Annotated in this window: 24 protein-coding genes and 1 riboswitch; of the genes, 15 read left to right on the forward strand and 9 right to left on the reverse strand. The window is 42.7% G+C overall.

The features are described from left to right. The first annotated feature begins 189 nt into the window (after nucleotides 1-189). From adhP to CU633_RS11610, 3 genes are all read left to right on the forward strand, one after another. On the forward strand, nucleotides 190-1200 hold the full coding sequence (adhP, locus tag CU633_RS11605; RefSeq protein WP_101660819.1) for an alcohol dehydrogenase AdhP: 1011 nt from the start codon (nucleotides 190-192) through the stop codon (nucleotides 1198-1200). A gap of 89 nt (nucleotides 1201-1289) precedes the next feature. Next, a complete protein-coding gene (locus CU633_RS22850; protein ID WP_180954940.1) occupies nucleotides 1290-1460 on the forward strand; it encodes a hypothetical protein in 171 nt (56 codons plus the stop codon). Between the two features lie 273 nt (nucleotides 1461-1733). Next, complete coding sequence (locus tag CU633_RS11610; RefSeq protein WP_101660632.1) at nucleotides 1734-3656, forward strand: ATP-dependent DNA helicase; 1923 nt, start codon at nucleotides 1734-1736, stop codon at nucleotides 3654-3656. 56 nt (nucleotides 3657-3712) lie between these two features. On the opposite strand, the gene CU633_RS11615 is transcribed toward CU633_RS11610, so the two are convergent. The 5 genes from CU633_RS11615 to CU633_RS11635 all read right to left on the reverse strand — a co-directional run bounded on the left by CU633_RS11615 (nucleotide 3713) and on the right by CU633_RS11635 (nucleotide 6554). Further along, entirely contained in the window at nucleotides 3713-4012 is a 300-nt protein-coding gene (locus CU633_RS11615) for a metal-sulfur cluster assembly factor (RefSeq protein ID WP_101660633.1), read from the reverse strand. A gap of 68 nt (nucleotides 4013-4080) precedes the next feature. Then, entirely contained in the window at nucleotides 4081-5334 is a 1254-nt protein-coding gene (locus CU633_RS11620) for a hypothetical protein (protein ID WP_308314745.1), read from the reverse strand. After that, nucleotides 5331-5546 carry a DUF2249 domain-containing protein gene (locus CU633_RS11625; RefSeq protein ID WP_101660647.1) on the reverse strand — a complete coding sequence of 72 codons (216 nt, stop codon included), beginning with the start codon at nucleotides 5544-5546 and terminating at the stop codon, nucleotides 5331-5333. The genes CU633_RS11620 and CU633_RS11625 overlap by 4 nt, the downstream gene beginning before the upstream one ends. Next, entirely contained in the window at nucleotides 5543-5785 is a 243-nt protein-coding gene (locus CU633_RS11630) for a DUF2249 domain-containing protein (protein WP_101660649.1), read from the reverse strand. The genes CU633_RS11625 and CU633_RS11630 overlap by 4 nt, the downstream gene beginning before the upstream one ends. A 79-nt stretch (nucleotides 5786-5864) precedes the next feature. Beyond that, nucleotides 5865-6554 (reverse strand): Crp/Fnr family transcriptional regulator, encoded by a 690-nt coding sequence (locus tag CU633_RS11635; RefSeq protein ID WP_101660651.1) that lies wholly within the window; start codon nucleotides 6552-6554, stop codon nucleotides 5865-5867. Nucleotides 6555-6905: 351 nt separating this feature from the next. Here CU633_RS11635 and CU633_RS11640 point away from each other — a divergent pair, with 351 nt between their 5' ends. From CU633_RS11640 to CU633_RS11655, 4 genes are all read left to right on the forward strand, one after another. Next, complete coding sequence (locus CU633_RS11640) at nucleotides 6906-9266, forward strand: nitric-oxide reductase large subunit (protein ID WP_101660653.1); 2361 nt, start codon at nucleotides 6906-6908, stop codon at nucleotides 9264-9266. 360 nt (nucleotides 9267-9626) lie between these two features. Beyond that, nucleotides 9627-9860, forward strand: coding sequence for a DUF2249 domain-containing protein (locus tag CU633_RS11645; protein ID WP_101660655.1), 234 nt, complete (start codon nucleotides 9627-9629; stop codon nucleotides 9858-9860). Nucleotides 9861-9980: 120 nt separating this feature from the next. Next, complete coding sequence (locus CU633_RS11650; protein ID WP_101660657.1) at nucleotides 9981-11492, forward strand: carboxypeptidase M32; 1512 nt, start codon at nucleotides 9981-9983, stop codon at nucleotides 11490-11492. Nucleotides 11493-11508: 16 nt separating this feature from the next. Beyond that, entirely contained in the window at nucleotides 11509-12456 is a 948-nt protein-coding gene (locus CU633_RS11655; RefSeq protein ID WP_308314746.1) for a DMT family transporter, read from the forward strand. 26 nt (nucleotides 12457-12482) lie between these two features. On the opposite strand, the gene CU633_RS11660 is transcribed toward CU633_RS11655, so the two are convergent. From CU633_RS11660 to CU633_RS11675, 4 genes are all read right to left on the reverse strand, one after another. Next, on the reverse strand, nucleotides 12483-14138 hold the full coding sequence (locus tag CU633_RS11660; RefSeq protein ID WP_101660659.1) for a b(o/a)3-type cytochrome-c oxidase subunit 1: 1656 nt from the start codon (nucleotides 14136-14138) through the stop codon (nucleotides 12483-12485). Continuing rightward, nucleotides 14138-14614, reverse strand: coding sequence for a cytochrome c oxidase subunit II (locus CU633_RS11665; protein ID WP_101660661.1), 477 nt, complete (start codon nucleotides 14612-14614; stop codon nucleotides 14138-14140). The genes CU633_RS11660 and CU633_RS11665 overlap by 1 nt, the downstream gene beginning before the upstream one ends. 22 nt (nucleotides 14615-14636) lie before the next feature. Next, nucleotides 14637-14786, reverse strand: coding sequence for a cytochrome c oxidase subunit 2A (locus tag CU633_RS11670; protein WP_101660663.1), 150 nt, complete (start codon nucleotides 14784-14786; stop codon nucleotides 14637-14639). A gap of 837 nt (nucleotides 14787-15623) precedes the next feature. Next, a complete protein-coding gene (locus CU633_RS11675) occupies nucleotides 15624-16364 on the reverse strand; it encodes a hypothetical protein (RefSeq protein ID WP_101660665.1) in 741 nt (246 codons plus the stop codon). Nucleotides 16365-16763: 399 nt separating this feature from the next. Beyond that, a riboswitch (purine riboswitch) is annotated at nucleotides 16764-16865 on the forward strand. Between the two features lie 127 nt (nucleotides 16866-16992). Here CU633_RS11675 and CU633_RS11680 point away from each other — a divergent pair. The 8 genes from CU633_RS11680 to CU633_RS11715 all read left to right on the forward strand — a co-directional run bounded on the left by CU633_RS11680 (nucleotide 16993) and on the right by CU633_RS11715 (nucleotide 26774). Beyond that, nucleotides 16993-17586 carry a xanthine phosphoribosyltransferase gene (locus CU633_RS11680; RefSeq protein ID WP_101660666.1) on the forward strand — a complete coding sequence of 198 codons (594 nt, stop codon included), beginning with the start codon at nucleotides 16993-16995 and terminating at the stop codon, nucleotides 17584-17586. Further along, entirely contained in the window at nucleotides 17583-18893 is a 1311-nt protein-coding gene (locus tag CU633_RS11685; protein ID WP_101660668.1) for a nucleobase:cation symporter-2 family protein, read from the forward strand. The genes CU633_RS11680 and CU633_RS11685 overlap by 4 nt, the downstream gene beginning before the upstream one ends. 306 nt (nucleotides 18894-19199) lie before the next feature. Further along, nucleotides 19200-20285: a type III polyketide synthase gene (locus tag CU633_RS11690; RefSeq protein ID WP_101660670.1), complete on the forward strand. Its 1086-nt coding sequence runs from the start codon at nucleotides 19200-19202 to the stop codon at nucleotides 20283-20285. Beyond that, nucleotides 20285-20848: an isoprenylcysteine carboxyl methyltransferase family protein gene (locus tag CU633_RS11695; protein WP_101660672.1), complete on the forward strand. Its 564-nt coding sequence runs from the start codon at nucleotides 20285-20287 to the stop codon at nucleotides 20846-20848. Before CU633_RS11690 ends, CU633_RS11695 begins: the two co-directional genes overlap by 1 nt. A 318-nt stretch (nucleotides 20849-21166) precedes the next feature. Next, on the forward strand, nucleotides 21167-24835 hold the full coding sequence (locus tag CU633_RS11700; RefSeq protein ID WP_101660674.1) for a dynamin family protein: 3669 nt from the start codon (nucleotides 21167-21169) through the stop codon (nucleotides 24833-24835). A 1-nt stretch (nucleotide 24836) separates the two neighbouring features. Next, a complete protein-coding gene (locus tag CU633_RS11705; RefSeq protein WP_180954941.1) occupies nucleotides 24837-25586 on the forward strand; it encodes a nucleotidyltransferase domain-containing protein in 750 nt (249 codons plus the stop codon). A 9-nt stretch (nucleotides 25587-25595) separates the two neighbouring features. After that, a complete protein-coding gene (locus tag CU633_RS11710) occupies nucleotides 25596-25778 on the forward strand; it encodes a hypothetical protein (RefSeq protein ID WP_101660678.1) in 183 nt (60 codons plus the stop codon). Nucleotides 25779-25883: 105 nt separating this feature from the next. Next, entirely contained in the window at nucleotides 25884-26774 is an 891-nt protein-coding gene (locus tag CU633_RS11715; protein ID WP_101660680.1) for a 5'-3' exonuclease, read from the forward strand. Nucleotides 26775-26961 lie beyond the last annotated feature (187 nt).

The raw sequence follows: 26961 nt of genomic DNA on the forward strand, positions 1-26961 counted from the left end.
TCCAGCCCGGCTGTTTTAATTTCAAGAGAAAAGTAAATTGTTAACAAATTTGTCGAATATAATAAACAATTTTGTGAATGTATTAACAATCTTAATGACAAGCAAATATGTTTGCGCAATAATTAAGTTGCTTTTCTAATAGACTACCAGAGGTGAACGAAGATGTGTGAAACATGTAATGACACAAAAATGAAAGCAGCAGTAGTTCATGAATTCAGAAAGGATTTAACAGTAGAAAATGTTTCCATTCCACCTGTTGGGGATACTGATGTACTTGTTAAAATCCATGCATGCGGCGTCTGCCATACTGATTTGCACGCAGCGCACGGAGATTGGCCTGTAAAACCAAAGTTGCCTTTAATTCCCGGACATGAAGGTGTAGGCGAAGTAATTAAAGCAGGGAATGGCATTAAACATTTAAAACCGGGTGACCGTGTCGGGATCCCATGGTTATATTCCGCTTGCGGCCATTGTGAATACTGCCTTTCCGGCAGGGAAACATTATGCCCTAACCAGCATAATTCCGGCTATTCAATCGACGGGGCATATGCTGAGTATTGCGTCGCAGATGGGAGATACACAGTAAAAATTCCTGATAATTTAAGCTATGTAGAAGCAGCACCGATCTTTTGTGCCGGTGTTACCACTTACAAAGCCTTAAAGGTCGGTGAAGCGAAGCCTGGCGAATGGGTAGCCATTTATGGAATCGGCGGTTTAGGCCATGTGGCTGTCCAATACGCAAAAGCGATGGGAAATAAAGTAGTCGCCGTTGATACTTTTGATGAAAAATTGGAGCTGGCAAAGGAACTTGGTGCTGATCTTGTAATCAATCCTAAAAAAGAAGACTCTGCGGCATTCATTCAGCGCGAGATCGGAGGCGTCCAGGCTTCCATCTGTACAGCCGTTTCAAAACGCGCATTTGATGAAGCGTATCGTGCCGTGAAGCGCGGCGGAAAATGCGTTGCGGTAGGCCTTCCTCCTGAAATGATTGAAGTGCCGATTTTTGACACAGTTTTAAATGGTGTGAGCATTACCGGTTCTATCGTCGGAACAAGAAAGGATCTTCAGGAAGCACTGCAATTTGCTGCAGACGGCAAGGTGAAAACAACAATCACAACAGCCAAGCTTGAAGACATTAATGAAGTGTTTAAAGACCTTGAAGAAGGTAAAATTAACGGAAGAATGGTTTTAACTTTCTAGGTAAAAAGATTGTTAAATGCGGGAAATCCGGCATAAAATATCCCCTGGCCGAATAAAATATCATTATCTTTTCGGCCAGGAGGAATACAATGTACGATTCAACCATTGACTTTAATAAAATTTCAAAAGCCCTTGCGGCGACAATTGAAACGATTAAGCAGGAGCATAAACCTGCTGACAGTGCCTTAATGAACCTGGAAGCTGCCAGAGAACAATTGCAGCAAGCATTGTCTTTCTCATTGTCTTCCACGCATAAATAAGCAATCAGGGAGAAACGTCTCTATTACAGGGCGTTTCTTTTTCGTATTCCATACTGTTAACCAGAAATTTCTTCCCCGGTGATTCTTGACTAAGCGGTTCATTACGATAAAATGGTTGTTAGCTGCCCGTTTAAAAAGCGCTGATAATCGTAATAATGAACGAGGGCCAAATCTAATTTATAATATAAGGCAGGCTTCATTAAAGGTGCAAGCGCCCTGCATTAGGGTGCTTGCGTTTTTCATGGCGCTGTCGTGCCGGTTCGGAGGGGTATTATGCAAGGGCGTCTGCCATTTGCGATTCCTAAAACAGATTCTTTTTTTAATGTCTTTAATGATTGGATTGGAGACGTTTTTTACGATATTTTGCCTGAAGCAGGTTTCGAGCTCAGGGATGAACAAATCTATATGGCTTTCCAGCTTGAAAAAGCGTTTAAGGACAAAAAAGTCATGTTCGCGGAAGCCGGCGTCGGAACCGGGAAAACAATTGTCTACCTTTTATATGCCGTTTGTTACGCGCGTTACACAAATAAGCCGGCGATTATTGCCTGCGCAGACGAAACGTTAATTGAACAGCTTGTCAAAAAAGAAGGCGACATTGCCAAACTTGAAAAAGCCTTAAATTTAAATATTGATGTTCGTCTCGCAAAATCGCGGGATCAGTACCTATGTTTAAATAAGCTTGATGAGGCCATTTTAAGGAATGACAGCGCCGCATACAGAGCGATGTTTGACGGCCTCCCGGACTTTGTCCGCAGCGGATCATCGCTGCAAAAGTTTCAACGATACGGCGACCGGAGAGACTATCCCGGCGTGTCGGATGAGGCTTGGAATCAAGTTGGCTGGGATTCTCTGCAGGATTGCTTCAGTTGTTCAAAACGGCATCGCTGCGGACAAACCCTTCATCGCGAGTTCTACCGTGGCTCGAGCGATTTAATTATTTGTTCGCATGATTTCTATATGGAGCATATTTGGACAAAAGAATCCCGAAAAAGGGAAGGGCAGCTGCCGTTGCTTCCGGAATCATCGGCAGTCATCTTTGATGAAGGGCATCTTTTGGAATATGCTGCGCAAAAAGCGTTAACGTATCGATTTACTGAGCAGACACTGGACAAGCTCCTTACCAGGCTTACGGCCAACAATGTGCGGGAAAATACTCTTCATTGCATTGAAGAAGCTCTCGTCCAGAATGAACATTTTTTTACAGCATTGCAGGCTGCCTCACAGATAACAGACGGTTCAGAAAAACAAATGATTGCAAAGACTCCGCTGCTTTTGGAAGAGGGTAAAAGATTGGTTGACCTTCTTAACCAGCTCCAGGAAGAATTGGTGTTTGACAGTGAGATGTATGTGATCAACGATTATGATTTAAAAATCGTCGAGGAATATTTAGAGCAAATCACCTATTCCTTTTCACTCTTCCTTAAAGACACAAAGGGGATTATCTGGTTTGAAGAAAACAAGGGAGAAAGAACGCTCGTCATCATGCCGCGCATGGTTGAAGAAATTATGAGGGAAGAGGTTTTTGCACAGAAAAAGCCATTTATCTTCTCTTCGGCGACATTATCTGATAACAAATCATTTGATTATATCGCAAAAAGCCTCGGAGTTGACACATTTTTATCATGTTCCGTCGCATCGCCTTTTGATTACGAGGAAAACATGAAAATCTGCATGCCGGACTTTGCGAAGGACGAACACGAAAAGCGGCTTGAATACACATTAAACCAGCTGCAGCAATCGGATGGAAGGGGCCTTGTCCTGTTTACAAATAAAGAAGATTTAAACGATTTCCGGGAATATGCTGCCAAAGAAACGAGCTTTCCTGTTTATTTTGAGGGGGATGCAGAGATCAGTGCGCTTGTGTCCAGATTCCAGAATGATGAGCGATCCGTTTTATGCTCGGTCCATATGTGGGAAGGTCTTGATATACCGGGACGTGCTCTTGAGAATGTGATCATCTACACGCTTCCATATCCGCCCAATGACCCGGTTTTTTCGGCAAAACGCAAGGATTCTGAAGATCCGTTTCATGACGTTGATCTGCCGTATATGCTGCTAAGGCTAAGACAGGGGACAGGCCGGCTAATCAGGACGCATGAAGATAAAGGAAGTGTCCACATCCTGATCAACAAAGACGAACCGGCAGAAGTTATCGGGCTGATCAAAAAAGCATTGCCGACTAAAGTGGTTAAATAAAAAGGCGATATTAAAAACAGCGGTCAAAGCGGCCGCTGTTTTTTAACTTCCAGCGATTATCTTCCAAGTGCTTTCATGCCTTCTGGAGACATTTTTTCCGGTGACCAGGCCGGTTCCCACACCACTTTGACATCCGCCAAATCAAATTCCTCCAAATCTTCCAAACAGTACTTCACCCCATTTGCGATGCTGTCATGGAGCGGGCACCCTGGCGTAGTTAGCGTCATCGTCACCTTGACTTGTTTTTCAGCCGGAAAGGAAATATCATAAATCAGGCCGAGATCGACTACATTAATGTTTAATTCGGGGTCGAGCACTCTTTTTAAGTGATTTCGTACGTATTCTGTTAAATCCATTTTTGCTAGCCTCCTTATGTTTGTCTAATATTTTGGTGCGCCTTGCAAGCGCTAAAAATGATGCTGCGCTATTTCCTCAGGACAGATGCGATTGTTCCGCTGAAAACGAAAGCTGCCAGGCTAAAGAGAAATTGGCCGGAATAATACATCGCGTCTAGACCAAATAAAAGGGCAACAAAAACGATGATTCCCCCGGCTGACAAGGCAAAGAACAGCGGTAACGCAATATTTTCATTCATCATATCCTTTAAAACAGGAACGTCCTTTTTACCGATTTCACTGCTGTATTTATGAGTCCACCAAAGAAACGGGACAATTTTAAATAAATAACCGATAATGCTAAAAGCAATCCAGAGCAGGAAATAGGCGATGATAAACGGCCCGGCCAGCCTTGAAAATGTACCTGTTACAACGGATCCAAATGCGGCAAGATGAACCGCCAGCCCGCAGCAGACCGCAAAAAGTGAGAACGAAAATGGTTTATCAAGCTTTCTCTTAATCCGTTTTTTTAAAATGAGCGCCATATGCCAGGCGAAACAGGCAAAGCCGATGAATAGAAACAAAAATCCGCTCATGAACAACCATGTTTCATTGCTGAAAAAAGAAGCGGCCGTACAAACCAGTCCAAATACATATAAAGAATAAACGAGACTTGCGTGCCACATCGGGTAGCCGTGGGACAGGGAAAACATCGGTACCATTTTGTAAGAGAAACCAAAGATAAGCAGGGTGAACCAGCCTGCCAGCCCGAGTAAGAGATGGGTTTTAAAAATGGCCGGATAGAATGCGGATGCAAACCCGGTTTTCATGCTAAATATCAGGGTAATCCCAAGCATGATCGTCGCAAATAAACAAAATATAGCTGTCCCGACAAATAGCGTTATCATATTTGTTTGCGCCTGTTTCTTTAACGTCATCACGATTTGGATGATAAACAGGATGATTCCCATTAGTGTTAATGTCCCCGGGATCATCGCCGTTTGCGGGGCGAGATACAATGAAGCTGCAAACCAGGTGATCCCTGCTGCAGTAACCGCAAATTGAAGATAACCAAATCTTTCATTCCATATCGGAGTTAAAAAAACGACAGGTACAAGCTGGTACATCGAACCCATCGCAATCATCAATGCCCAGCCGAGAATGAGTAGATGCGCGGCAGACCAGACAGCCGGAATCCGGAAGCTTCCGGAAATCATTGGCTCCCCGTTTAATAATAGAATGATTTGGGAGACCACAAGGGCAAACAAGCTGTAACAGATAAAAGAGAACGGCAGTTTTATATTGGTTTCACTGCCGATACTATTTGGTACCAAGCAAATCACCTGCTTATTTTCGTAATATCGATCCTGTAACTTCCATCATCATTTTGTTCCGTACGGTGCGTATATCCCATTTCATCCAATTGCTCGTAAAGGAACATGGGCCGGCGGTCGTTCATAATCGTCAAGACGGCCCCATCCTTTAGTGACTCGAGTGCTTTTAACGTTCTCATCATTGGCTGAGGCGGCTCAAGTCCGCGATTATCCAAGATCACTGCCTGTCGCCTCTTTTCGTAAAAACCACTTTCCAGTGCTTCTTTTCAATTTGCTCGCTCTCCGCTTCGAATCCTTTTGCCTTCAAGACGGGAAACAGGGGAACAGGCTTAAAAGGCGCATGGAGGATAAATACATCATTTTCTTTAAGCTCCGAAACAGCTTCCATTATTTTTTGGAAAGGCTCAAGCTTATTTTTTAAATCGTCACGGACATCCAATTCGACTATTTTCTGATCCATAATGAACAGCCCCTTATTAATGTTGATACATTAAGGATAATGATTTTCATTTGTAAAAAATGTGATTTCAATCACAAGATTAAAATAATTCCTTTTGAAGAATTTCCTGGGTGATCAGGAAATTACCCTGTTCGTCCAATTCAATTATTTTCTTCTTTTTTAAGTAGTTGATCGTCCTGCTGATCGTTTCTCTTGATGTGCCAATCATATTGGCGAGCTCACGATGTGTGTAATGGGCTGTCAGCTTATAATGGCTGCCTGTTTGTTCACCGTTTGTTTTACAAAGCCGGAGCAAGAGCATAATAATTTGTTCATAAGTATTATGGAGAATTTGTTCTTCCAATCGATTTTGCAAATCGACGATTTTTTCACCAAGAACTTTGAACAGTTTTATACAAAGCTCTGGATGAGAGATTAAAATATTCTCGAACTTTTCAATCGGAACAACAATCAGCTCTGCTTCTTCCATAATTTCTGCATGGGCAGGATATTGGCCGTGCCTGAAAAATCCAGCATGCGGAAACATTTCGCCTGCTTCCAAAAACGAAACAATTTGCTCCTTGCCTGAATGATCCGTTTTATAAATTTTTACTCTGCCTGAATGAATAAAAAATACTTTGTCTAAAGGATGTCCCTGCATAAATACATACATTTTTTGCTTGTAAACCCTTGTATGCGCAATATTAATGATTTTTTCGAGCTCATGAGAAGACAGCTCTTTAAAAAGAGGAACCTCAGCCAAACGCCGTTCAATATCGCCAGTTTTCATCTGTAACCCTCCAGTATTTCCTATTAAGTTCAGTGTACCAAGCATGAAATCAAGGCAAAGTGACCTTCATCATACGAGTAAATTTCACAATGTAATAAGCTAGACCGAAAAACGAATGAAATTGTCTAAATAAACAGGAGTATTCCGTAGGAAACGAATAATACTATCTTAATTTTAAATAACTGTTCGTATTTCAATTAAAGAATTGCTTTATGAATTTCATTCCATACAAATGAACATTTTTTTAACAGTTGTGCTAAATATCACAATGAAACGATGAACAGCCTCACAAACAATCGGGTTGCAAGCGGCTAACATGAGGGTGAAATCAATTAGAAAGGATGTATGGATATGGAGGTCAATCGAGGCATAACCACAAAAAAAGTGATGAAGAAAAATAAAAACGCCCTCTTAAAGTCGATTTTAATTCTCACGATTGTATTCAGCTTTACGATTCTTATTGCAGGAGGTTTCTGGATTTTTAAAGAAATGGCTCCCCGGCCTCTTGAGGTGACCAATGAAAAAGGAGAGGTTATTTTAACTAAAAAATCGATTATGGGAGGGCAGGCCGTCTTCCAAAAATATGGTCTCATGGATTATGGAACCGTCCTCGGGCATGGATCGTACATGGGACCCGATTATACAGCGGAGGCACTTAAAGTATATACGGAAGGAATGCAGGATTATAAAGCACAGCAAAAGCATGATAAAAACTTTGCTCAGTTAAGTGGAGACGAACAAACCATTATAAAAAATCAAGTGATGAAGGAAATGCGCGAGAACCGCTATGAAGCCGACTCTGATCAACTCGTTCTAACTGATGCTCAAGTTTTCGGTGTGGAAAAAGTCAGAGCGTTTTACAAAAAAGTGTTCACTGAAGGAGACGGTTGGGGATTAAAGCCCCATTTAATCAAGGAGGAACATTTGCCAGAGGCTGACCGTTTCTGGATCGCCGAGGGAGACCAGACCCGGCAAATAGCTGATTTCTTTTTCTGGACCGCCTGGCTATCCAGTACCGAACGGCTGGGTGATGATATTACTTATACAAACAACTGGCCTTATTATGAAGATGCAGGCAACACGATGTCGTTCTCAGCTATTTGGTGGAGCGGTGCCAGTGTGACGATTCTTATCCTGTTTATCGGCATTATTTTGTTTGTCTTTTACCGTTACCACCTCGGCATGCAGGAAGCGTATACGGACGGCAATTTTCCGCGGATCGATTTGGGGAAATTGCCGCTGACATCTTCACAATTAAAAACAACGAAATACTTTGTCGTCGTTGCCGCTTTATTCTTTGTCCAGGCGATGTTTGGAGCATTGCTGGCCCACTATTATATAGAGCCTGACAGCTTCTTCGGGATTCAGTGGATTTATGATATTCTCCCGTTCAATATCGCGAAGGGATACCACTTGCAGCTGGCCATTCTTTGGATTGCAACAGCCTGGCTGGGCATGGGGATTTATATTGCGCCGCTTGTAGGAGGGTTTGAGCCAAAAAGGCAGGGGCTGCTCGTCGATGTTTTATTCTGGGCGCTCGTCGTTCTTGTTGCCGGAAGTATGGTCGGCCAGTGGCTCGGTGCGAACGGCTATTTAGGAAACTTATGGTTCTTGCTTGGCCACCAGGGCTGGGAGTACCTTGAGCTGGGGCGGATTTGGCAAATCATTCTTGTCGTCGGAATGCTGATCTGGCTCTTTATTGTTTACCGGGGTATCCGGAGCGGACTCCGAAGGGAGTCGGATAAGGGAGGTTTAATCCACCTGTTATTTTATTCGGCAATTGCCGTGCCGCTCTTCTATGTATTTGCATTCTTCATGAATCCGGATTCGAATTTTACGTTTGCTGATTTTTGGCGCTGGTGGATTATCCATCTATGGGTCGAGGGAATTTTTGAAGTCTTTGCCGTCGTTGTCATCGGGTTCTTGCTTGTGCAAATGAGGCTCGTAACAAAAAGCTCAACGGTTAAAGCACTTTACTTTCAGTTAATCCTGCTGCTCGGAAGCGGAGTAATCGGAATCGGCCACCATTATTATTATAACGGTTCAGCAGAAGTATGGATCGCTCTTGGTGCCGTATTTTCAGCGCTGGAAGTCATCCCGCTCACCCTGTTGATTCTTGAAGCGTACGAACAATATAAAATGATGCGGGCAGGCGGAATTGATTTTCCTTATAAAGGAACTTTCTGGTTCTTAATCTCCGTGGCGATTTGGAATCTTGTCGGCGCCGGCGTCCTTGGCTTCTTGATTAACCTGCCTGCTGTCAACTTCCTTGAGCACGGACAATTTCTCACTCCGGCACATGGACACGCGGCGATGATGGGTGTATACGGCATGTTTGCCTGTGCCGTTCTCGTTTACTCGTTAAGGAATGTTGTCAAACCGGAAAAATGGAACGATAAATGGGTGAAATTCTCCTGCATGATGTTGAATATCGGCCTTGCCGGAATGGTTTTTGTTTCGCTTCTGCCAGTCGGAGCCATCCAGATGAAAGAGGCATTTGAGCATGGTTATGCCGCATCTCGCTCGGCCCGGTTTTTACAGCAGGATATCATCCAGAATCTGCTCACGTACAGATCGGTTCCGGATACGATCTTCCTGATTGGCGTCGCGGCATTGCTGATTTTCTGCATAAAAGCAATCTTCAATACGCGCAAAGTCACGCATAAAGAAAACGAAGCTCTTCCGGTCGATGACCTGGCCGCTGACGAGTAAAAAGTTAATTTCTATCAAAAAGGATGGCAATTTGCCATCCTTTTTTAATCGTTTGCTGTGGATTGCTTATCGCACTCAAAACAAACGATTTTGTTGTCATCGGTGTGGACGCCGTTAAAAAAGCCATCAAGGCAGTAAACATCTTTTCCGCAAATCGAACAATTACCAACCAGCTCTTTCAAACTATCACCTCTTTTTATGAACCAAAGTTCAGTCTGATTGCACCTTTTTTTCTATTATAATCCTTTCAATCATAAATAGGGGGAATAAATCATTGATAGCGTGTGATGCGCTTCACTCGTTCTTTATGTTTCGCAACCTATAATAAAAATTGTAAACAACTTGTTAGGAGGAAAATAGATGAGGGAATTTGCTGCTGTTATCGTTGCGCCAGACTATCCGCCCCGCGAAAAGCACCCCGTTATTTTTGGTGCATTTGATGCATTAAAACCGGGTGAGTTTATGAAGGTCATCAACGATCATGATCCAAGACCGCTTCAATACCAATTTATGATTGAAAGAAAAGACCAGTTTTCCTGGGAATACCTTGAAGAAGGTCCGGACACTTGGCGAATTGCGATTGGAAAAAAATAAATAGCTGGCGTTAAGCGGAGTTCCTACAGGGGATTCGGCTTTTGTCTGCAGAGCGAATTTACCCCCTTTTCAGAAAAATATGATAAAATGTTGGAGTATGAATGTATAGGGGGAAAGTAAATGGCTCAAGCAACGGCACAGCTGGAACAAGATTTTTTGGATTATGTAAAAAAAATGACGGCTTATAATGAAGCCTTGTCATTGATGTTTTGGGACTTGCGCACGGGTGCCCCGAAAAAGGGGATTGAACAGCGCTCCGAAGTGATCGGGATGCTTTCTTCCGAAGTATTCAAAATGTCGACGTCAGAAGAAATGGCAGCATACATAGCAAAGCTTTCTTCAGCAGAACAATTACCAGAAGTAACCAAAAAGATTCTTGAAGAAAGCAAAAAAGATTATGACCGCAATAAAAAAATTCCGGCTGAAGAATATAAAGAATATGTCATTCTTCAATCAAAAGCGGAAAGCGTGTGGGAAGAGGCAAAGGCAAAGTCGGATTTCAGCATGTTCTTGCCTTATCTAAAAAAACTTGTTGAGGCCAACAAACGTTTTATCAACTATTGGGGTTATGAAGGCAATAAATATAATACTTTGCTTGATATGTATGAACCGGGGGTAACAGTCGAAATCCTCGACAAAGTTTTCGGCGAACTGCGCGAAAAAATTGTCCCGCTCGTAAAAAGGATCAGCGATTCTGCGAATAAGCCAGCAACTGAATTTCTTTTCAAAACATTCCCGAAGGAAAAACAGAGAGGATTCAGCGAAGAGATTCTTCGGCAAATGGGCTATAACTTTGATGCAGGGCGGCTGGACGAAACGGTCCATCCGTTTGCGATCGGTTTAAATCCGGGAGATGTCAGGGTTACAACCAAATACAACGAAACTGACTTCCGCACCGCGGTGTTCGGAACCATTCATGAAGGCGGGCATGCTTTATACGAACAAAATATTTCAGCAGAATTGGTGGGAACACCTTTATGTACCGGAACCTCAATGGGGATCCATGAATCGCAGTCACTGTTTTATGAAAATTTTGTCGGCCGCAATGAATCGTTCTGGAAGAAAAATTATCGGCTATTGAAAAGCTACGCAGAAGGCCAATTTGATGATGTTGATTTGACCGACTTTTACCGGGCGATTAATGAATCAAAACCATCGTTAATCCGTATTGAAGCAGATGAATTAACGTATCCGCTCCATATTATCATTCGTTACGAAATTGAAAAAGGGCTCTTTAATGATGAAATCGATGTTGAGGATTTGCCGCAGGTTTGGAATGACAAATATGAAGAATACTTGGGAGTCAGACCGGAAAATGATGCACAAGGTGTTCTTCAGGATGTGCACTGGTCAGGAGGAAGCTTTGGGTATTTTCCTTCTTATGCACTTGGCTACATGTACGCCGCCCAGTTTAAGAATGCGCTCCTAAAAGATATTCCAAACTATGACCAGCTTCTCGAAGAGGGGAATTTGCTCCCTGTAAAAGAGTGGTTTACCGAAAAGGTTCATAAGCACGGGAAAATGAAAAAGCCTTTGGATATCTTGACCGATGTAACCGGCGAAGGGCTGAATGCTAAATACTTAATCGATTACCTTTATGAAAAATACGGCCGGGTTTACGAGTTAAACTAAAGTTTGGAACAGGGGGATGGCTGCCGTCATCCTCTTCCTTTCGCGATATATGATGAAAAAATTACTGCCCTTTATGATGATTGCAGCCGGTGCATCATTATGGGGCTTGATTGCGTTTTTTGTTAAGGGTTTAACGTCATTAGGATTTTCTGCAATGGAGATCGTGACGCTCCGTGTTGTCTTTGCTTCATTCATTCTTGTCATCATTGCGATATTCGCATCCCGACCACAAATGAAGATCTCGCTTCGCGACATCCATTTGTTTGCCGGAACCGGAATCTTAAGCATCGTATTTTTTAATTGGAGTTATTTCACCGCGATCAATCAATTGAATATTTCAATTGCCGTGATTTTGCTGTACACATCACCTGCATTTGTCGCTTTGTTGTCGTTTTTCTTTTTAAAAGAGAAAATTGATTCCCGGAAAAAAGCTGCGATTATCGGAACGATCATCGGCAGTGCATTGATTGCCGGCATGAGCGGGCAAGATGCGGGGTCCTTGAGTCTGATCGGGACGATGATCGGATTGGGGGCAGGCCTCGGCTATGCTCTTTACAGCATCTTTGGAAAGTTCGCCTTGCGAAAATACTCTCCTTTTACGGTAACATTGTATACTTTCCTGGTCGCGGCTCTTTTTTTGCTGCCGGTAACCCGTCTCTGGGAAAGAGGGGAGGCGCTCCTTAACGCAGAAGTGGTCCTGTTTTCAGCAGGATTAGGCCTGATTCCGACTGTACTCGCCTATTATCTTTACACGTGGGGACTGGAAAGAACCGAGAGCAGCACGGCGGCTGTTATCGCGACAATCGAGCCGGTTGTGGCCGTTTTGCTCGGTTTATTTTTATATGGCGAGCGCCTCGGAACCTACCAGATACTTGGTTCTGCTTTAATCATACTGTCCGTTTGTGCTGTTAACCTCCGAACGGCTCGGCCAAAAAATATTCGCACAAAAAAACCGCTCCATTGAAGGAGCGATTTTTTTATAGAAACTGCTTACCACAGCTTAAATCCTTTTGATCCCGGCGGTGCATTTTGGATTATATCGACGAAAGGAATCGTATAGGCAAACAGAATTAAGGCAACCGTAAGCCCGAGCCACAGCTTCCAATTTTCCAAAAACATCGGTACTTTCTCCGTGGTATCCTCCACTTCGCCGACCGGGAATTCTTCATCGCCTTTAGGAGCGAAAAATGCAAGATTAATAAAAATATAAAGCATGAGAATAATCGCCAAAAACAAAATCGATCCGCCAACGGCCTGGGCAATTTGGTATGGAATCCACTCCAATGCCTGCGCGGCATCACCATACGTTGAGAATGCAGATCGGCGCGGTGCACCGAGAAGCCCGGCTGCATGCATGGCACCTGACATAAACGTCATCCCGATTGCCCAAATAACGCCTTGAATGATCGCAAGTTTATTCATTTGCTTTGTCAGCTTCCGCCCGGTTAAATGCGGAACAAGCCAGTAAGTAATCCCAAAGAAAGTAAGGACAACGGCTGTTGCCAGCGTTAAATGAAAGTGGCCGGTTACCCAGATTGTATTATGGATAACCTGATTCATTTGGTGCGATGCATTGACGATCCCGCCTGCTCCGGCAGGAATGAACGAAAGCATTCCAATGAACGGAACCGTGAAGCGGGCATCTCCCCAAGGAAGCACTTTAAACCAGCCAAATAATCCCTTCGCGCCCTGTGCTCTTCCAAAACGCTCGAATGTTGCAAATAAAGAGAAAGCAGTCATCAACGATGGAATGACAACTAAAAACGTTAAAACGACCTGAAGAAACTTCCAGGCAGGGTCTATTCCCGGTTCGGTCAACTGATGGTGAAAGCCTACAGGAATCGAGAAGAGCAGGAATAGTATAAAAGACATCCGTGCCAATGAATCAGAGAAAATTTTTCCGCCGATAATTTTCGGAATAACCACATACCAGGCCATATACGCAGGCAGCAGCCAGAAATAGACGAGCGGATGGCCAAAATACCAGAATAATGTGCGGCTCACCAGAACATCAACCGTATCAACAAGGCCCAATGACCACGGCAGCAATTGGATAAGCACCGTGGCAGCGACACCAAGCGTTGCTACAATCCACAGCAAGGTATTGACAAGCGACATGAAAGTAAGCAATGGACTCGGCTTGCCCCGGTTGTTTTTCCTCCACTGTACATAAGCGGCAATGATCGCGGCACCGCCAACCCAGCTTCCGACGACAACGAGTGTCAGGCCTAAATAGAAGATGGCATGGGCCTGCAATGGCGCATAAAACGTATAAAGAACAGACGCTTTATTAAGCAGGATCATCACAGCAGCCATCGCTGTTCCGATCGTCATCAGCCAAAAGCCGATCCAGCCCAGTTTCCGCTGCCCGTTCGAAAGCGGGCCGGATGTCCGGCTGACGGCGGCAAGTTGAAAGCCAAGAATAAAAAATGTTGTTAATACTAAGCCGAGGACAACACCATGGACAGTTAAAACTTGATAATAGGTGATTCCCCATGGCAATTCAAACTTTCCCGAGCGTACTAAAACCTGTAATAGCCCGGCAAGGCCGCCGAGCGCCAGCGCAATAAACGCGACATGCAAGTGTGCCATCGCCAGTTTTCCATCACGGCGGTCAACCTTTATATTTGCTCCAGTGCTAAGCATTATTTAACCACCTCGATCTTCGAAGTCATCATATGGTGTCCAACTCCGCAGTATTCATTACAGACGACCAAAAACTCACCGGGTTTGTCAAAAGTTGTCACATACTCGGATATGTATCCCGGTTCGAGCATCATGTTGATGTTGGTTCCGGCCACTTCAAAGCCGTGGACAACATCCTTTGTTGTTGCGATAACTTTCACTTTTGCTCCTAAAGGAACCTCTACCTGAACGGGATTGTAGGCAAATGCAGCAGCCACATAAACCAATTCATAATCCCATTCTTTTCCCTCAACTTTATGCAAGCCCGGCTTATCAAACGGTGCTTGTGCATCGACTTTTTCAGGATCGATCGTTGCCAGGCAGCTTGGCGGCTGATTTCCAAGGTAGAAGGCACTTACTCCAATCACCGTTAAGAATACGAGAAGTGATCCGATCCCAAAAATAAGCCAGGCTTTTTCAAACTTATGCATATGCATGGCTCTTTCCCCTTTCTATCTCTTAAAAACGATCTAAAAATAAATAATAAACGCTTACCCAGGTAACGATCAGGAAGAAACCCAGTAAAAAAACGGAAGCTAAAGTCCCCTTTAGAGAGGAGCTGTCCTCAATTTCTGTTTTCGTTTGGTTGTGGAGTTCCGTTTTTGCCATGCCATTCCCTCCTTTCAAAAAGTTAGATAAATAGATGATTACAATCCCATAATACAAGACAATAGTGAAAGTTCCAGATGGTTTCCGGCAGTTCACAAATTGTTCATTCGTTATGTAAGTAATATGTTAATGGTGTAAACTTGATATAGCAGTGATTAATGTCACATCCAGACAGAGTGAAATGTGAAGAAAATGTGACTAAGATCACCGTGATGAAGATCCCCATCTCTTTTGATGCGGAGGCCTTTAAGGAAAATCAACAATGAAAGTGTTTCAGGCAGTGGTGATAAAGCATATTTTTATGTACTTGTTAAAAGATTTATCCTTATATTGTTAGTTGGAAAAGAGCAACCTATAATCCAGGTTGCTCCGGATCTTTATCCCTTACATTTGAGTCAACTAACGTTTCAAATGACCATCCTGTTAGTGTAATAATACATCTAATATTTTTTATAAATTAAAACAACTAATATATTTCTTACAGAATGAGTTGCCATAAAGGCAAACTACGAAAATAAAATAAAAATCCATTTTAAGAACTTAAAATGGATTTTTATTTTTTATAGCTTTGTTAATTTCATCTAACATTTCTATAATTTTTTCATTTTGATCAGTAACTTTTTTAAAGTCTTTAGCTAATATAGGTAAATAATATAAAACAAATACTGCAGCACCCATATACAATAAAAGTACAATGATATTAATAATTATTCACCCTATCTTATAAAGTAATAGAATAGTCTTTATATAACATAAATTATCGAAGCAGGCTTTCAGATTTTTATCGTAACATAAAAACAAAAGTTAGATATATTAAAGATTATGCTAGTTATTTTATTATCCTATGAATTTAGATATAGAATAAGCTCCATTTGCTCTAATAGTATATTCAAATGTAGGATAATCATGTTGAATAGTAGCTCCACCTACATTAAGTGCAAAATGTCCTACAACATGTCTCCAATAATCAAATCCATTATAGAAATATGCAGAGTCTACATCTTTACCTTCGTAAGACCAGCCTAACTGATGAATTTGTGCAACTTCAGATGGTTTATTTGAAGTAATTCTAACACCGTCATAGTACCACAGGTTTTTTGCTTGGAAAGTATATAACTTTACTCCTATTATAGTTTTTCCAGTCAAGATAGACACAAAGGAGTTACTACCTGATGCCATAGTGGTAATATCTTGACTTCCATTATCTAATACTTCTACTTCTGTTTCTACTTCTAATATTGACGCTGTAAAAGCTAATTGTTCATTTTCACTTAATTCATCCCAAAGATTATTAAGAACAGTATTTTTTTCTTCTAAACTTGCATTTTTCGGAGAATTTTGCTCAACCTTTCTTTCGACTTTTTTTGCTAATTTTGCAAATTCTTTCACTTTTGATTTATCATCTTCACTAAATTCTTTCCATTTGTCTTTAGCATTTGAATTCTCAATAAGTTCAATTGCTAATTCTTTACCCGACTGATCTTCAGAGCTTGCATTTACTTTTCCAATATTCCCAAATGAAAAAACTAATACCAATGCACATAAAGTTAGAATCGTTTTTATACTGCGTCTTAACATGCAATATTCCTCCTAAAATGAATTGTTTTAACAACTATACCACAGTATAGGAATATTTTTCTTATTTTTTTAGAAAATGGTTACTATAGACTATAATAATTTTATTAATATAGTTTTATCTAAGTTATTTGTTCCTTTAAAAATAAGGATAATGGTCTTATTTTCTTATAAATATATTTCTTATTCTCATATTGTGATTCTCACTGAAACCAGTAGTAGAAGACCTCGCAGTTGATGATATATTTCAAAAGTCGACGATAAACCAGATGAAGTTGATGACATACCCGACAGCATCGCAGTGATTTGCTATTTTCCGAATATTAAAGTAATTATTTTTTATTAATATTCGTGTTTCCTGCGGAAAACTATTGATTTATTAGATTGGGATGTTATAATGTTACTAATTCAATACGTTTCACTCATATAATCGCGGGGATATGGCCCGCAAGTCTCTACCGGAATACCGTAAATGTTCCGACTATGGGTGAGCAATGGGACGGAACTTTATTTGCTGTTTCATCCTTTTACCTTCAAGCTCATAGCCTGACGGTCATTGCTTCACTCATTTCCTGAGAGAGGCTTTGGCCTTCAGGCTTTTTGTTTTTTCACCAGGACGAGGAGGGACAAGATGGAATTGCTTAAACAAAAAATCAGAAACGAAGGAACGGTTCTTTCGGATACCGTTTTGAAGGTGGATTCATTTTTAAACCATCAAATTGATCCGGATCTCATGAATGAAATCGGCAAAGAATTTGCCCGCTTGTTTAAAAATGACGGAATTACGAAGGTTTTAACGATTGAATCTTCGGGAATTGCTCCCGGGCTCATGGCTGGATTGTATTTGAATGTGCCGGTCATTTTTGCGAGAAAAAGAAAGTCCTTAACGCTTATGAATGATTTATTGACGGCATCTGTTCATTCTTTTACAAAGCAGGAAACAACGGAAATATCTGTATCGAAGCAATATCTCGGCAAGGGTGACAGGGTGCTGATTATCGATGACTTTCTCGCTAATGGGCAAGCTGCACTCGGGCTTATTGACATCGTTCTTGCCGCGCAAGCAGAAGTTGCAGGAATTGGGATTGTTATCGAAAAAGCTTTTCAAAATGGCGGAGAGCAGCTGCGCAACAGCGGCTATCGCGTCGAATCGCTGGCCAGGATAAAATCGCTTAAAAACAGGCAGGTTCAATTTATCGGGGAGAGGGAGGCAGCTGTAAAATGAACACAAATATCATAAAAACCGCTTCACTTGGAATTCAGCACGTACTGGCCATGTATGCGGGGGCTGTGATCGTACCATTGATTGTCGGGGGAGCGCTCGGGCTGACAGGGGAGCAGTTAACCTATCTTGTATCGATCGATATTTTCATGTGCGGGATTGCAACGGTTCTCCAAGTTTGGCGCAATAAATTTTTTGGGATCGGCCTTCCGGTTGTGCTGGGCTGTACGTTTACGGCAGTTGGCCCGATGATTGCGATTGGCGGCCAGTACGGGATTTCGGCAATTTACGGGGCGATCATTGTTTCAGGTCTTTTTGTAGTCATAATCAGCAAGTATTTTGGCAAGCTCGTCAGGTTTTTCCCGCCGGTTGTTACAGGCTCTGTCGTGACCATTATCGGGATTACCTTAATTCCTGTCGCCATGAATAACATGGCAGGCGGGCAGGGAAGTCCTGATTTCGGTTCACTGACAAATATTTCGCTTGCGTTTGGAACTTTATTATTTATTTTGTTTCTGTATCGTTTTACGAAAGGCTTTATCCGTTCGATCGCGATTCTGCTTGGATTGGGGGCAGGAACGGTAGCCGCTTACTTCATGGGCAAAGTGAACTTCAGTGCGGTCGGGGAAGCTTCATGGTTCCATATCGCCAAGCCATTTTATTTCGGGATGCCGACCTTTGAAGCAACAGCGATTCTAACGATGATTCTGGTAGCGGTTGTCAGCCTGGTAGAATCGACAGGAGTGTACTTTGCTCTTGGTGACATTACCAACCGCCAAGTTTCTGAACAGGATCTGGGAAACGGGTACCGTGCCGAAGGACTGGCGATTCTGTTGGGCGGAATCTTTAATGCTTTTCCATATACGGCTTATTCGCAAAATGTGGGATTGGTCCAATTATCGGGTGTGAAAAGCAAAAATGTCATTTATACAGCCGGACTGTTTTTGGTTCTGTTAGGCCTGATGCCTAAAATCGGCGCCTTAACGACGGTTATCCCTGCAGCCGTCCTCGGCGGGGCAATGGTCGCGATGTTTGGCATGGTTGTCGCCTACGGAATTAAAATGCTCAGCAAGGTTGAATTTGCTTCACAGGAAAATCTGTTGATCATCGCCTGCTCAACCGCAATGGGACTTGGCGTGACAGCCGTACCGGATTTATTTGCAAAGCTTCCTGCCAGCATGCAAATCTTAACAAGCAACGGCATTGTCGCCGGCAGCCTGACCGCGATCTTTCTAAACATCGTCTTTAATATTTTGTCAGGCAGTAAAAAAGCTGAGCTCGCGAATTTAAAGGAACAAAAGGTTTCATGATATGAAAGAAGCTGCTTTTGCATCCAGGAAGCAGCATTATGAATGGTTTAAAGGAAAATATATTGCTGAAATGGTAATGATTGATGGATGTCGTTTTAACACTCTCATTATATAATAAAGAGGCACAACAACTCCTTCAAAACATATGGCTTCCTCCAGGCGGAGGAAGTTTTTTTCGTTTTTCAGAAGGGAGCCCTGGTTTAAAATTCACTGCACCGGGTACGGAAAAGAATCACCATGAAGTTTGTATAGTGCTGATGATAAATGGAAAAAATAACCTTATGTTGATAAAAGGAGAAGTTTGTTATGCCTACTATATTATCAGTAGCCGAAGCTGTACCTCCTTATGAAATCAAGCAGGAACAGGTTTCCGAATTTGCCCGTGACCTCTTTTCCGAAACATTCAAAGATATAGGCCGGCTATTGGCCGTTTTTCAAAACGGGGAAATTGACAAACGCCACTTCGTCAAGGGTCTTGATTGGTTTAAAATCGACCGGAGCTTTGAAGAGAAAAATGACGCTTACATAGAACATGGAGTTGAGTTAGGTCTGGCCGCGATCAAGGGCTGCCTTCATCACTATGAATTTTTAAGCCGCCCGGTCCCTTTTGCAGAAATAGATGCGATCTTTACGGTTTCGAGCACGGGGCTTGCCACACCGGGCATTGAAGCAAGAATCATGAATGAACTCCCTTTTTCAGTCCATACAAAAAGGATTCCGCTCTGGGGATTGGGCTGTGCAGGAGGTGCTGCAGGATTGTCCAGGGCATATGAATATTGTCTTGCTTATCCTGAGGCAAAGGTGATTGTTCTGGCGATTGAGCTCTGCAGCCTGACTTTTCAGCGCAATGACCATTCAAAAAGCAATTTAATCGGCACCTCTCTTTTCGCTGATGGGGTAGCCTGTGCATTAATTGCCGGTAGAAATTCGAATGCCCGCCATTATCAAAAGCGGGCGGCTGCGCCGAAAATTTTCGCAACGAGGTCCACGACAATGCCGCATTCATTGGAGGTGATGGGGTGGGATGTGAAAAACGAAGGGCTATTTGTCGTATTTTCAAAGAATATTCCTTCCCTGGTCGAAAATTGGCTGAGACCAAATGTGATCCTGTTTTTGCAAAACTTTAATTTAAAAATAGAAGACGTTGACCACTTTATTGCCCATCCAGGCGGAAAAAAAGTGCTTGATGCATACGTTAAGTCGCTGAGCATGCCGGCAAACATGGTGGAAGTTTCACAAGATATTTTGCGGAATTTCGGCAATATGTCATCAGCAACGATATTTTACGTATTAAAACAATTTTTACAAAAAGGCCAAAGCGGCCAGCTGGGATTGGCAGCAGCGCTCGGGCCTGGATTCAGTTCTGAATTGTTACTGATGAGGTGGGAATAGTGCTGTTTTTTATATTTTTAGCAGTGGTTATCACCCAACGGATGATCGAGCTCGTCATTGCAAAAAGGAATGAACGATGGCTGAAAGAACGGGGAGCAATTGAATTTGGCAAAGCGCATTACCGGATCATCGTGTTCATCCATGCGTTGTTTTTTATTTGTTTACTTTTTGAGGTCATTTATTTTAAGAAAGAGCTTTCTTTTTTCTGGCCGCTATTACTAGTCTTGTTTTTGATCACGCAGGCGGGGAGGATTTGGGCTTTAACCTCTTTAGGGCGATATTGGAACACGAAGATCATCGTTCTGCCGGGCAGCGAAGTAGTCAAAAAGGGTCCTTACCAATTTATGAAACACCCGAATTATATCATTGTTACACTGGAGCTGTTCATTGTCCCTTTGTTATTCGACGCCTATATAACAGCATTGCTTTTTTCGATTCTCAATGCATTGATATTATCGATCCGCATTCCTGCAGAAGAGAAAGCGTTAAGAGAGCTCACGGAGTATGATAGACGGTTTGCAGGTACCAATCGGTTTTTGCCTAAACATGTTAATAAAGTGTGACAATTAAAAAAGTTTATTGAAAATGATTATCGTTCGTGATAAGATCTAATTGAACTTGAAAATTATTCTCAAATACATCATTAACAAGGATGGTGTTACATATGGTTTCAATGTTGGTTGTTTTAACAGTGGGCGTTTATGGGTTCATCATGAAGTATGTATTAAACCATGTATTAAAGCCTGCTCCATCTAAATAATAGCTTTAAGAAGCCTGGAATTTGCCGGGCTTCTTTTTTGCGTAAAGCTATAAAAAGTTTGAAAAATCGTTTAAAATGAGAGAAAGTTTTTAATTAATGCAAACAAGGGGTAGGACATTTCATGGTACAGGTTGTTAATCAGGATCAGGGATTGTTAAGCAAGGTCGCTGCATTGTATAGCTGCTTTATCGAAAACAGTGATGAAAAAAACGCAGAAAAAGTGCGTCAGTTAGCCTGGAAGCTTCATAAACAGGAATTTTCAATCGCCTTTTGCGGGCATTTTTCTGCCGGAAAATCGACGATGATTAACCGGCTCATCGGTGAGGAGTTACTGCCGTCGAGCCCGATCCCGACGAGTGCCAATCTAGTAAAAATTAAAGCCGGGGAAGATTTTGCGAAAGTTTACTTTAAATTCGATCATCCCCATCTTTACCCCGCGCCATATGACTATGAACAGGTAAAAAGCTATTGTAAAGACGGAGATCAAATCGAATCGATTGAGTTCAGCTCCTCAAAGGCTGCTTTCCCACCGGAGGCTGTGATCATGGACACTCCGGGAATAGACTCCACGGATGATGCCCATCGAATCGCGACAGAATCGGCGCTTCATCTGGCCGATATCGTTTTTTATGTGATGGACTATAATCACGTCCAATCAGAAGTGAATTTCATGTTTACAAAACAATTAACAGATGCGGGTAAACAAGTGTATTTGGTTATTAACCAAATCGATAAGCATAAGGAAACAGAGCTCACCTTTCCTGAATTTACGCAATCCGTACAAACTGCCTTTGCTTCATGGGGTGTAAAACCGGCGAAAATCTTTTTCACTTCGCTAAAAAAAGAAAGCGAGCCGCATAACCAATTTTCAGAATTGCAGCAATTCTTATATGAACAAGTAGCCATGCGTGACAAACTTCTTCCGGGGGCTATTTTTGATTCTTTAAAGAAGCTTGCAGAAGATCATTTTCAGTTTATGGCTGCCAAGGATGAAGCTTACCTCGAGGAAATAGACCGGCTGCTCGCAGAAGTGCCGGCGGAAAATTCCCGGACGCTCTTGCAGAAAACAGCAGATCTTCTTCAGGACATTGAGCGGCTTGACAGTTCGGCCGGGCAATCGGCTGCAAAAATAGAGAGTGAAACAGAAGCGCTTTTAAAAAATGCCTACCTCATGCCTTTCCAGACAAGAGAACTGGCAGAACGCTACTTGCAGTCGCGGCAATCCGATTTTAAAATAGGCATTTTGTTTTCGCGGCAAAAAACGGAGCAGGCGAGGGCGGAGCGGCTCGCTGCTTTCTTCAAAGATCTTCAGGAAAAAGTAAAATCGCAGCTTGAATGGCATTTAAAAGAGATGCTGCTGAAAATGATCAAGGACGAGGCGGTTCATCATCCAGACCTTGAGCATGCAGCGCAAACGATTTCGGTCCAATTTGACGAAAAGCTGCTGGAGGAAACGGTTAAGCCGGGTGCCGGCGTTACAGGTGATTCTCTTTTAAATTATACAGAAGATCTTGCCAATACATTGAAAAAAATTGCCAGAGAGCAGGTGCTGCAAATAAAAGAGCAAATCGTTTTTGTTCTTCAGCAAAAATCATCTGCAGATAAAGCCGTTTTACAGGCGGAACATAAAGAATTGGAGGCTTATCTTGATGCCGCCACAAAGCGGGAGGCTATTCTAAAAAGCCAAACGAGAATCAAGTTTAAATTGGAAAAGCTTCTGTCGGGAGATTTTGGCAATGAGTCAGTTTCTGCCCGGGTGAAGGAGCTGTTTACTCAGGAAGCGGATACTCCAAAGATCATCCGCCATCCAGCTCAGCCCGATTCCCCGGAAAAAACGGAAAGCCGGAAGGAGCGTCCGCGCGGAGCCGTTTTGCTTCCCGGGAAGGACATCGCCGTATCATCGGACCGGCGCAGCCGGCTTGCCGCAGCTTTAAGGCATGCCTCGGCGCAAATCACCGATGTTCCCGGCTTGTTAAAGCTCAGTGAAGATCTGATCGAAAAGGCGTTCCGTCTTGAAAACAAAAATTTTACTGTCGCACTTTTCGGTGCATTTAGCGCCGGTAAATCGTCATTTGCAAACGCTTTGCTGGGAGAAAGCATTCTTCCTGTTTCACCTAATCCGACGACTGCAGCGATAAACAAAATTAAGCCTGTTACATCAACCGACGTGCATGGGAGCGTAAATATCAAACTGAAGGATGCTGAAACGTTATTTAACGATGTGAACAGGTCATTGCATTTCTTTGACTTGAATGCAGCCGATTTCGACGATGCACTGTTACTGATTGGCAAGCTGTCCGCAAAGGAAACATTTAAAGAAGCTGCCGAGAAAACGCATCTGGCTTTTTTAACTGCATTTTATAAAGGGTTTAACAAATATGCAGGCCAGTTAGGATCTGTTATTGAGTCCGATTTAGAAGAATTTCGCGATTTTGTCGCAAATGAACAAAAATCATGCCTTGTTGAGTGGATAGAAGTATTTTATGATTGCCCGCTGACAAGAGCGGGAATTACACTCGTTGATACGCCTGGAGCTGATTCGATCAATGCCCGCCATACCGGAGTCGCTTTTGATTATATTAAAAACTCGGATGTGATTTTGTTCGTTACCTACTATAACCACGCTTTCTCTAAAGCAGACCGCGAATTTTTGATCCAATTGGGGCGTGTAAAGGAAACGTTCCAGCTCGATAAAATGTTTTTTGTAGTCAATGCAATCGACCTTGCGGCTAATGATGAGGAAATGGACGATGTGATCGGATATGTCGGGGACCAGCTGATTCAATATGGGATCAGAAAGCCAAATCTGTTCGCACTGTCCAGCTTGCTCGCTTTGCAGGAAAAACAGGGGAATGAACCGGGAACTGATTCGCGGATGCCCATTTTTGAAAAGGAGTTTTATTCGTTTATCGCTAACGATTTAACGGAAATGGCCGAAGCAGCTGCAGAAGCTGACCTGAACAGAACAAAAAATATCATCAAGAAGCTGATCACCGCTTCACTGGAAGACAAAGAAGCGAAAAATCAACAGCGAATCGCAATTATCAGCGAAAAAAGACAGCTTCTTGACACGATTCGCTCTCAAAGTGCTGAAGTTTTATTAAGCAGGCTGCACCAGGAAACAGATGAGCTTGCCTTTTATATAAAACAGCGCGTATTTTTCCGATTCAACGATTTTTTTAAAGAAGCTTTTAACCCATCCCTGCTCAAGGATGATGGAAGGAACCTGAAAAAAGCCGTAAATACCGCGCTCGAAGACCTGCTGGAAAGCTTGGGCTTCGATTTTGCACAAGAAATGAGGGCAACTGGATTAAGGCTTGAAGCCTATATCCGAAAAATAACAGCGGAGTTTTACAATGCCTTCACATCCGAATTGGCAGCAGAAAATATCGATTTAAGCTATTCACAGCTGGACGCTGTCGAGTTTGACAGCATTGAATTTCAGTCTGCATTCAAGGATATCGACCGGCAGTTGTTTAAAAAGGCGGCCGTTTATTTTAAAAACCCGAAAGCATTTTTTGAAAAAAATGAAAAACGTCTGATGAGCGAAGAGCTGGAAAAAGCGCTGCAACAGCCAGCGGATGAATATATAAAATTGCAGAGTGACAGATTAAAAGAGCACTATTCCCGGCTGCTTTCAGAACTGTTCACAACGATGCTTGCGGGCATTACGAGACAAACAGAGGAATTCTATGAAGGGATTCTGGCTGCTTTAAATGAAGGTTATCCTGTAGAAGCACTGAAGAAAAAAGCTGAAGAAATTGAATCTTTTACGCAAAAGGATGAATGAAATGGAACGCTGGCTGGAGGAGCTTGAAGAGCAGCATCAAATGACGGTTCTGTATGCGTGCGAGGCCGGAAGCCGGGCATGGAATACAGCTTCGGAACAATCTGATTTTGATATCCGGTTTATTTTTAAGTACAAAGACTTGAAAAGCTACATTGCCCTGAATCCACGGCCAGCCGTAATCGACATCAAGCAACCATTTGACGCGCAAGGCTGGGATATCAAAAAAGCATTGCAGCTCGCCGGAAAGTCAAATGCAAGCCTTTACGAGTGGGTCTTCGCTCCATTCGTTTACCGGGACGCCAGCGGCTTTGGACAGCGCTTAAAGGACGTCGTCGAATCGGGATTTTCTCCGTACGCGTTGTTTATGCATTATCGGAGCCTGATGACAAGAAATTTAAAGAACGTAATAGGGAAGGAAAAAGTTTCTGCCAAACAAATCAAACAGTTGATCCAGGCGGGAAGAAGTTTTTTTATTGCCGAGTGTTTAGCGGCAACAAATGAAATATTCTCACCATACAGGATACTGGAGGAAATATATAAAAACGCTGACACTGAACTATTAAAAAAATACATGGTTCTGATCAATTCGAAAAAAACCGGAATATTGCCGCCCGCAGAAGCAATTCAATTTGTCATTGCTGAATTGGAAAAGCAAAGTGGACTGTTATCAAAACGCGGGGAAAATCTCGGACGCGGCAAGATTGCTGCGGATAAACTGAACGAATGGCTTTGGGAACTGCTGCAACTATAGGAGGGTTAGATGAAAAGCTCATTTCATGCCTGCGCAACATGCATTCACTTTCAGGCGGCCCGGACCAGCAAGAAGATGAATTATTTATGCCGGCGGCTTGGATATGAAACAAGGCCGGACTACCGTTTTAACTGCTGGACGCCAAAAGAACATGTGAAGAAATTAATCGAGAAACGGGAAATGGGGAATTGAATTCTTCTTCAGCTGGTAAACACGATTAAGGAGTTTCTCCTGGGCCCGTGTTATAATAGATTTTGCCTGAAAAAACATTTGCCGGAAGGGAAGATTTTTAAGAATATGAACAAGCCTGCATTTATGCTTGTCGACGGAATGGCCCTGTTGTTTCGCGCTTTTTATGCCACTGCCGTGACAGGCCAATTTATGGTCAATTCAAAAGGACTGCCGACAAATGGTGTTTACGGCTTTGTAAAGCATTTTTTAACTGCTGTTTCCTCCTTTAATCCCTCGCACGTCGCCGTATGCTGGGACATGGGAAGCAAAACGTTCCGGACTGAGCTTTACGATGGCTATAAAGCAAACCGGGGCGAGCCGCCGGTTGAATTAATGCCCCAATTTGATCTTGTTAAAGAAGTGGTCGAAGCTTTTGATGTGCCGAGTATCGGGCTGGAAGGCTTTGAAGCGGATGACTGCATTGGAACGATTGCGAGGCAAAGCAGCGTTGATGCAAATGTGATGATTTTAACCGGCGACCAGGATATTTTACAGTTAATCGATGATCAAATTTCCGTTATTCTTTTAAAGAAAGGCTATGGCAATTACCTCGTTCATACGAAAGACACCTTTTTTGAAGAAAAAGGTATTTTGCCTGCGCAGATGATCGATTTAAAGGCGTTAATGGGCGATCCAAGCGATAACTATCCAGGCGTAAAAGGGATCGGCGAGAAAACAGCTCTTAAGCTGCTGAAGGAACATGAAAATGTCGCAGGAATTGTGGCCAATCTTGACCGGCTTTCAAATGCCCATCGGTTGAAAATTGAGCAGGGTCTTGAGATGCTCCATTTAAGCCGGCAGCTCGCCGAAATTAAATGCGATGTCCCAATTGCCTGCACCCTCGATCAAGCGGCATTTCGGTTAAACCGTGAAAAAGTGGTCGGGAAATTCGTTGAAATGGAATTTAAAGGCCTGCACAGATTTCTCCAATCAGAATCAGAAAAGGAATATGCGTAAAAAGGAACTGCGAGTGTGCAGTTCCTTTTTTTTCGTCAAAAAATTAAGATTGGCAAATACCATCATGGTTTAACACCTTGAAAAGTGGGAATCGTTGTATATCCAGTCTGTTCAGATAAGTGGAACCCGGCGATAGACTGGCGAACTACCCGGTTCTTTTTATATGACAGGAATAATGAGGCACATG

Source organism: Bacillus sp. V3-13 (assembly GCF_002860165.1).
Taxonomy (GTDB): Bacteria; Bacillota; Bacilli; order Bacillales; family Cytobacillaceae; genus Bacillus_BJ.

Excerpts from the sequence above, each read along its gene's own strand:
- adhP (WP_101660819.1), top strand. The coding sequence starts at position 190 with ATGAAAGCAGCAGTAGTTCATGAATTCAGAAAGGATTTAACAGTAGAA.
- CU633_RS22850 (WP_180954940.1), top strand. The coding sequence starts at position 1,290 with ATGTACGATTCAACCATTGACTTTAATAAAATTTCAAAAGCCCTTGCG.
- CU633_RS11610 (WP_101660632.1), top strand. The coding sequence starts at position 1,734 with ATGCAAGGGCGTCTGCCATTTGCGATTCCTAAAACAGATTCTTTTTTT.
- CU633_RS11615 (WP_101660633.1), bottom strand. The coding sequence starts at position 4,012 with ATGGATTTAACAGAATACGTACGAAATCACTTAAAAAGAGTGCTCGAC.
- CU633_RS11630 (WP_101660649.1), bottom strand. The coding sequence starts at position 5,785 with ATGGATCAGAAAATAGTCGAATTGGATGTCCGTGACGATTTAAAAAAT.
- CU633_RS11635 (WP_101660651.1), bottom strand. The coding sequence starts at position 6,554 with ATGAAAACTGGCGATATTGAACGGCGTTTGGCTGAGGTTCCTCTTTTT.
- CU633_RS11640 (WP_101660653.1), top strand. The coding sequence starts at position 6,906 with ATGGAGGTCAATCGAGGCATAACCACAAAAAAAGTGATGAAGAAAAAT.
- CU633_RS11645 (WP_101660655.1), top strand. The coding sequence starts at position 9,627 with ATGAGGGAATTTGCTGCTGTTATCGTTGCGCCAGACTATCCGCCCCGC.
- CU633_RS11650 (WP_101660657.1), top strand. The coding sequence starts at position 9,981 with ATGGCTCAAGCAACGGCACAGCTGGAACAAGATTTTTTGGATTATGTA.
- CU633_RS11655 (WP_308314746.1), top strand. The coding sequence starts at position 11,509 with ATGGCTGCCGTCATCCTCTTCCTTTCGCGATATATGATGAAAAAATTA.
- CU633_RS11660 (WP_101660659.1), bottom strand. The coding sequence starts at position 14,138 with ATGCTTAGCACTGGAGCAAATATAAAGGTTGACCGCCGTGATGGAAAA.
- CU633_RS11665 (WP_101660661.1), bottom strand. The coding sequence starts at position 14,614 with ATGCATATGCATAAGTTTGAAAAAGCCTGGCTTATTTTTGGGATCGGA.
- CU633_RS11670 (WP_101660663.1), bottom strand. The coding sequence starts at position 14,786 with ATGGCAAAAACGGAACTCCACAACCAAACGAAAACAGAAATTGAGGAC.
- CU633_RS11675 (WP_101660665.1), bottom strand. The coding sequence starts at position 16,364 with ATGTTAAGACGCAGTATAAAAACGATTCTAACTTTATGTGCATTGGTA.
- CU633_RS11680 (WP_101660666.1), top strand. The coding sequence starts at position 16,993 with ATGGAATTGCTTAAACAAAAAATCAGAAACGAAGGAACGGTTCTTTCG.
- CU633_RS11685 (WP_101660668.1), top strand. The coding sequence starts at position 17,583 with ATGAACACAAATATCATAAAAACCGCTTCACTTGGAATTCAGCACGTA.
- CU633_RS11690 (WP_101660670.1), top strand. The coding sequence starts at position 19,200 with ATGCCTACTATATTATCAGTAGCCGAAGCTGTACCTCCTTATGAAATC.
- CU633_RS11700 (WP_101660674.1), top strand. The coding sequence starts at position 21,167 with ATGGTACAGGTTGTTAATCAGGATCAGGGATTGTTAAGCAAGGTCGCT.
- CU633_RS11705 (WP_180954941.1), top strand. The coding sequence starts at position 24,837 with ATGGAACGCTGGCTGGAGGAGCTTGAAGAGCAGCATCAAATGACGGTT.
- CU633_RS11710 (WP_101660678.1), top strand. The coding sequence starts at position 25,596 with ATGAAAAGCTCATTTCATGCCTGCGCAACATGCATTCACTTTCAGGCG.
- CU633_RS11715 (WP_101660680.1), top strand. The coding sequence starts at position 25,884 with ATGAACAAGCCTGCATTTATGCTTGTCGACGGAATGGCCCTGTTGTTT.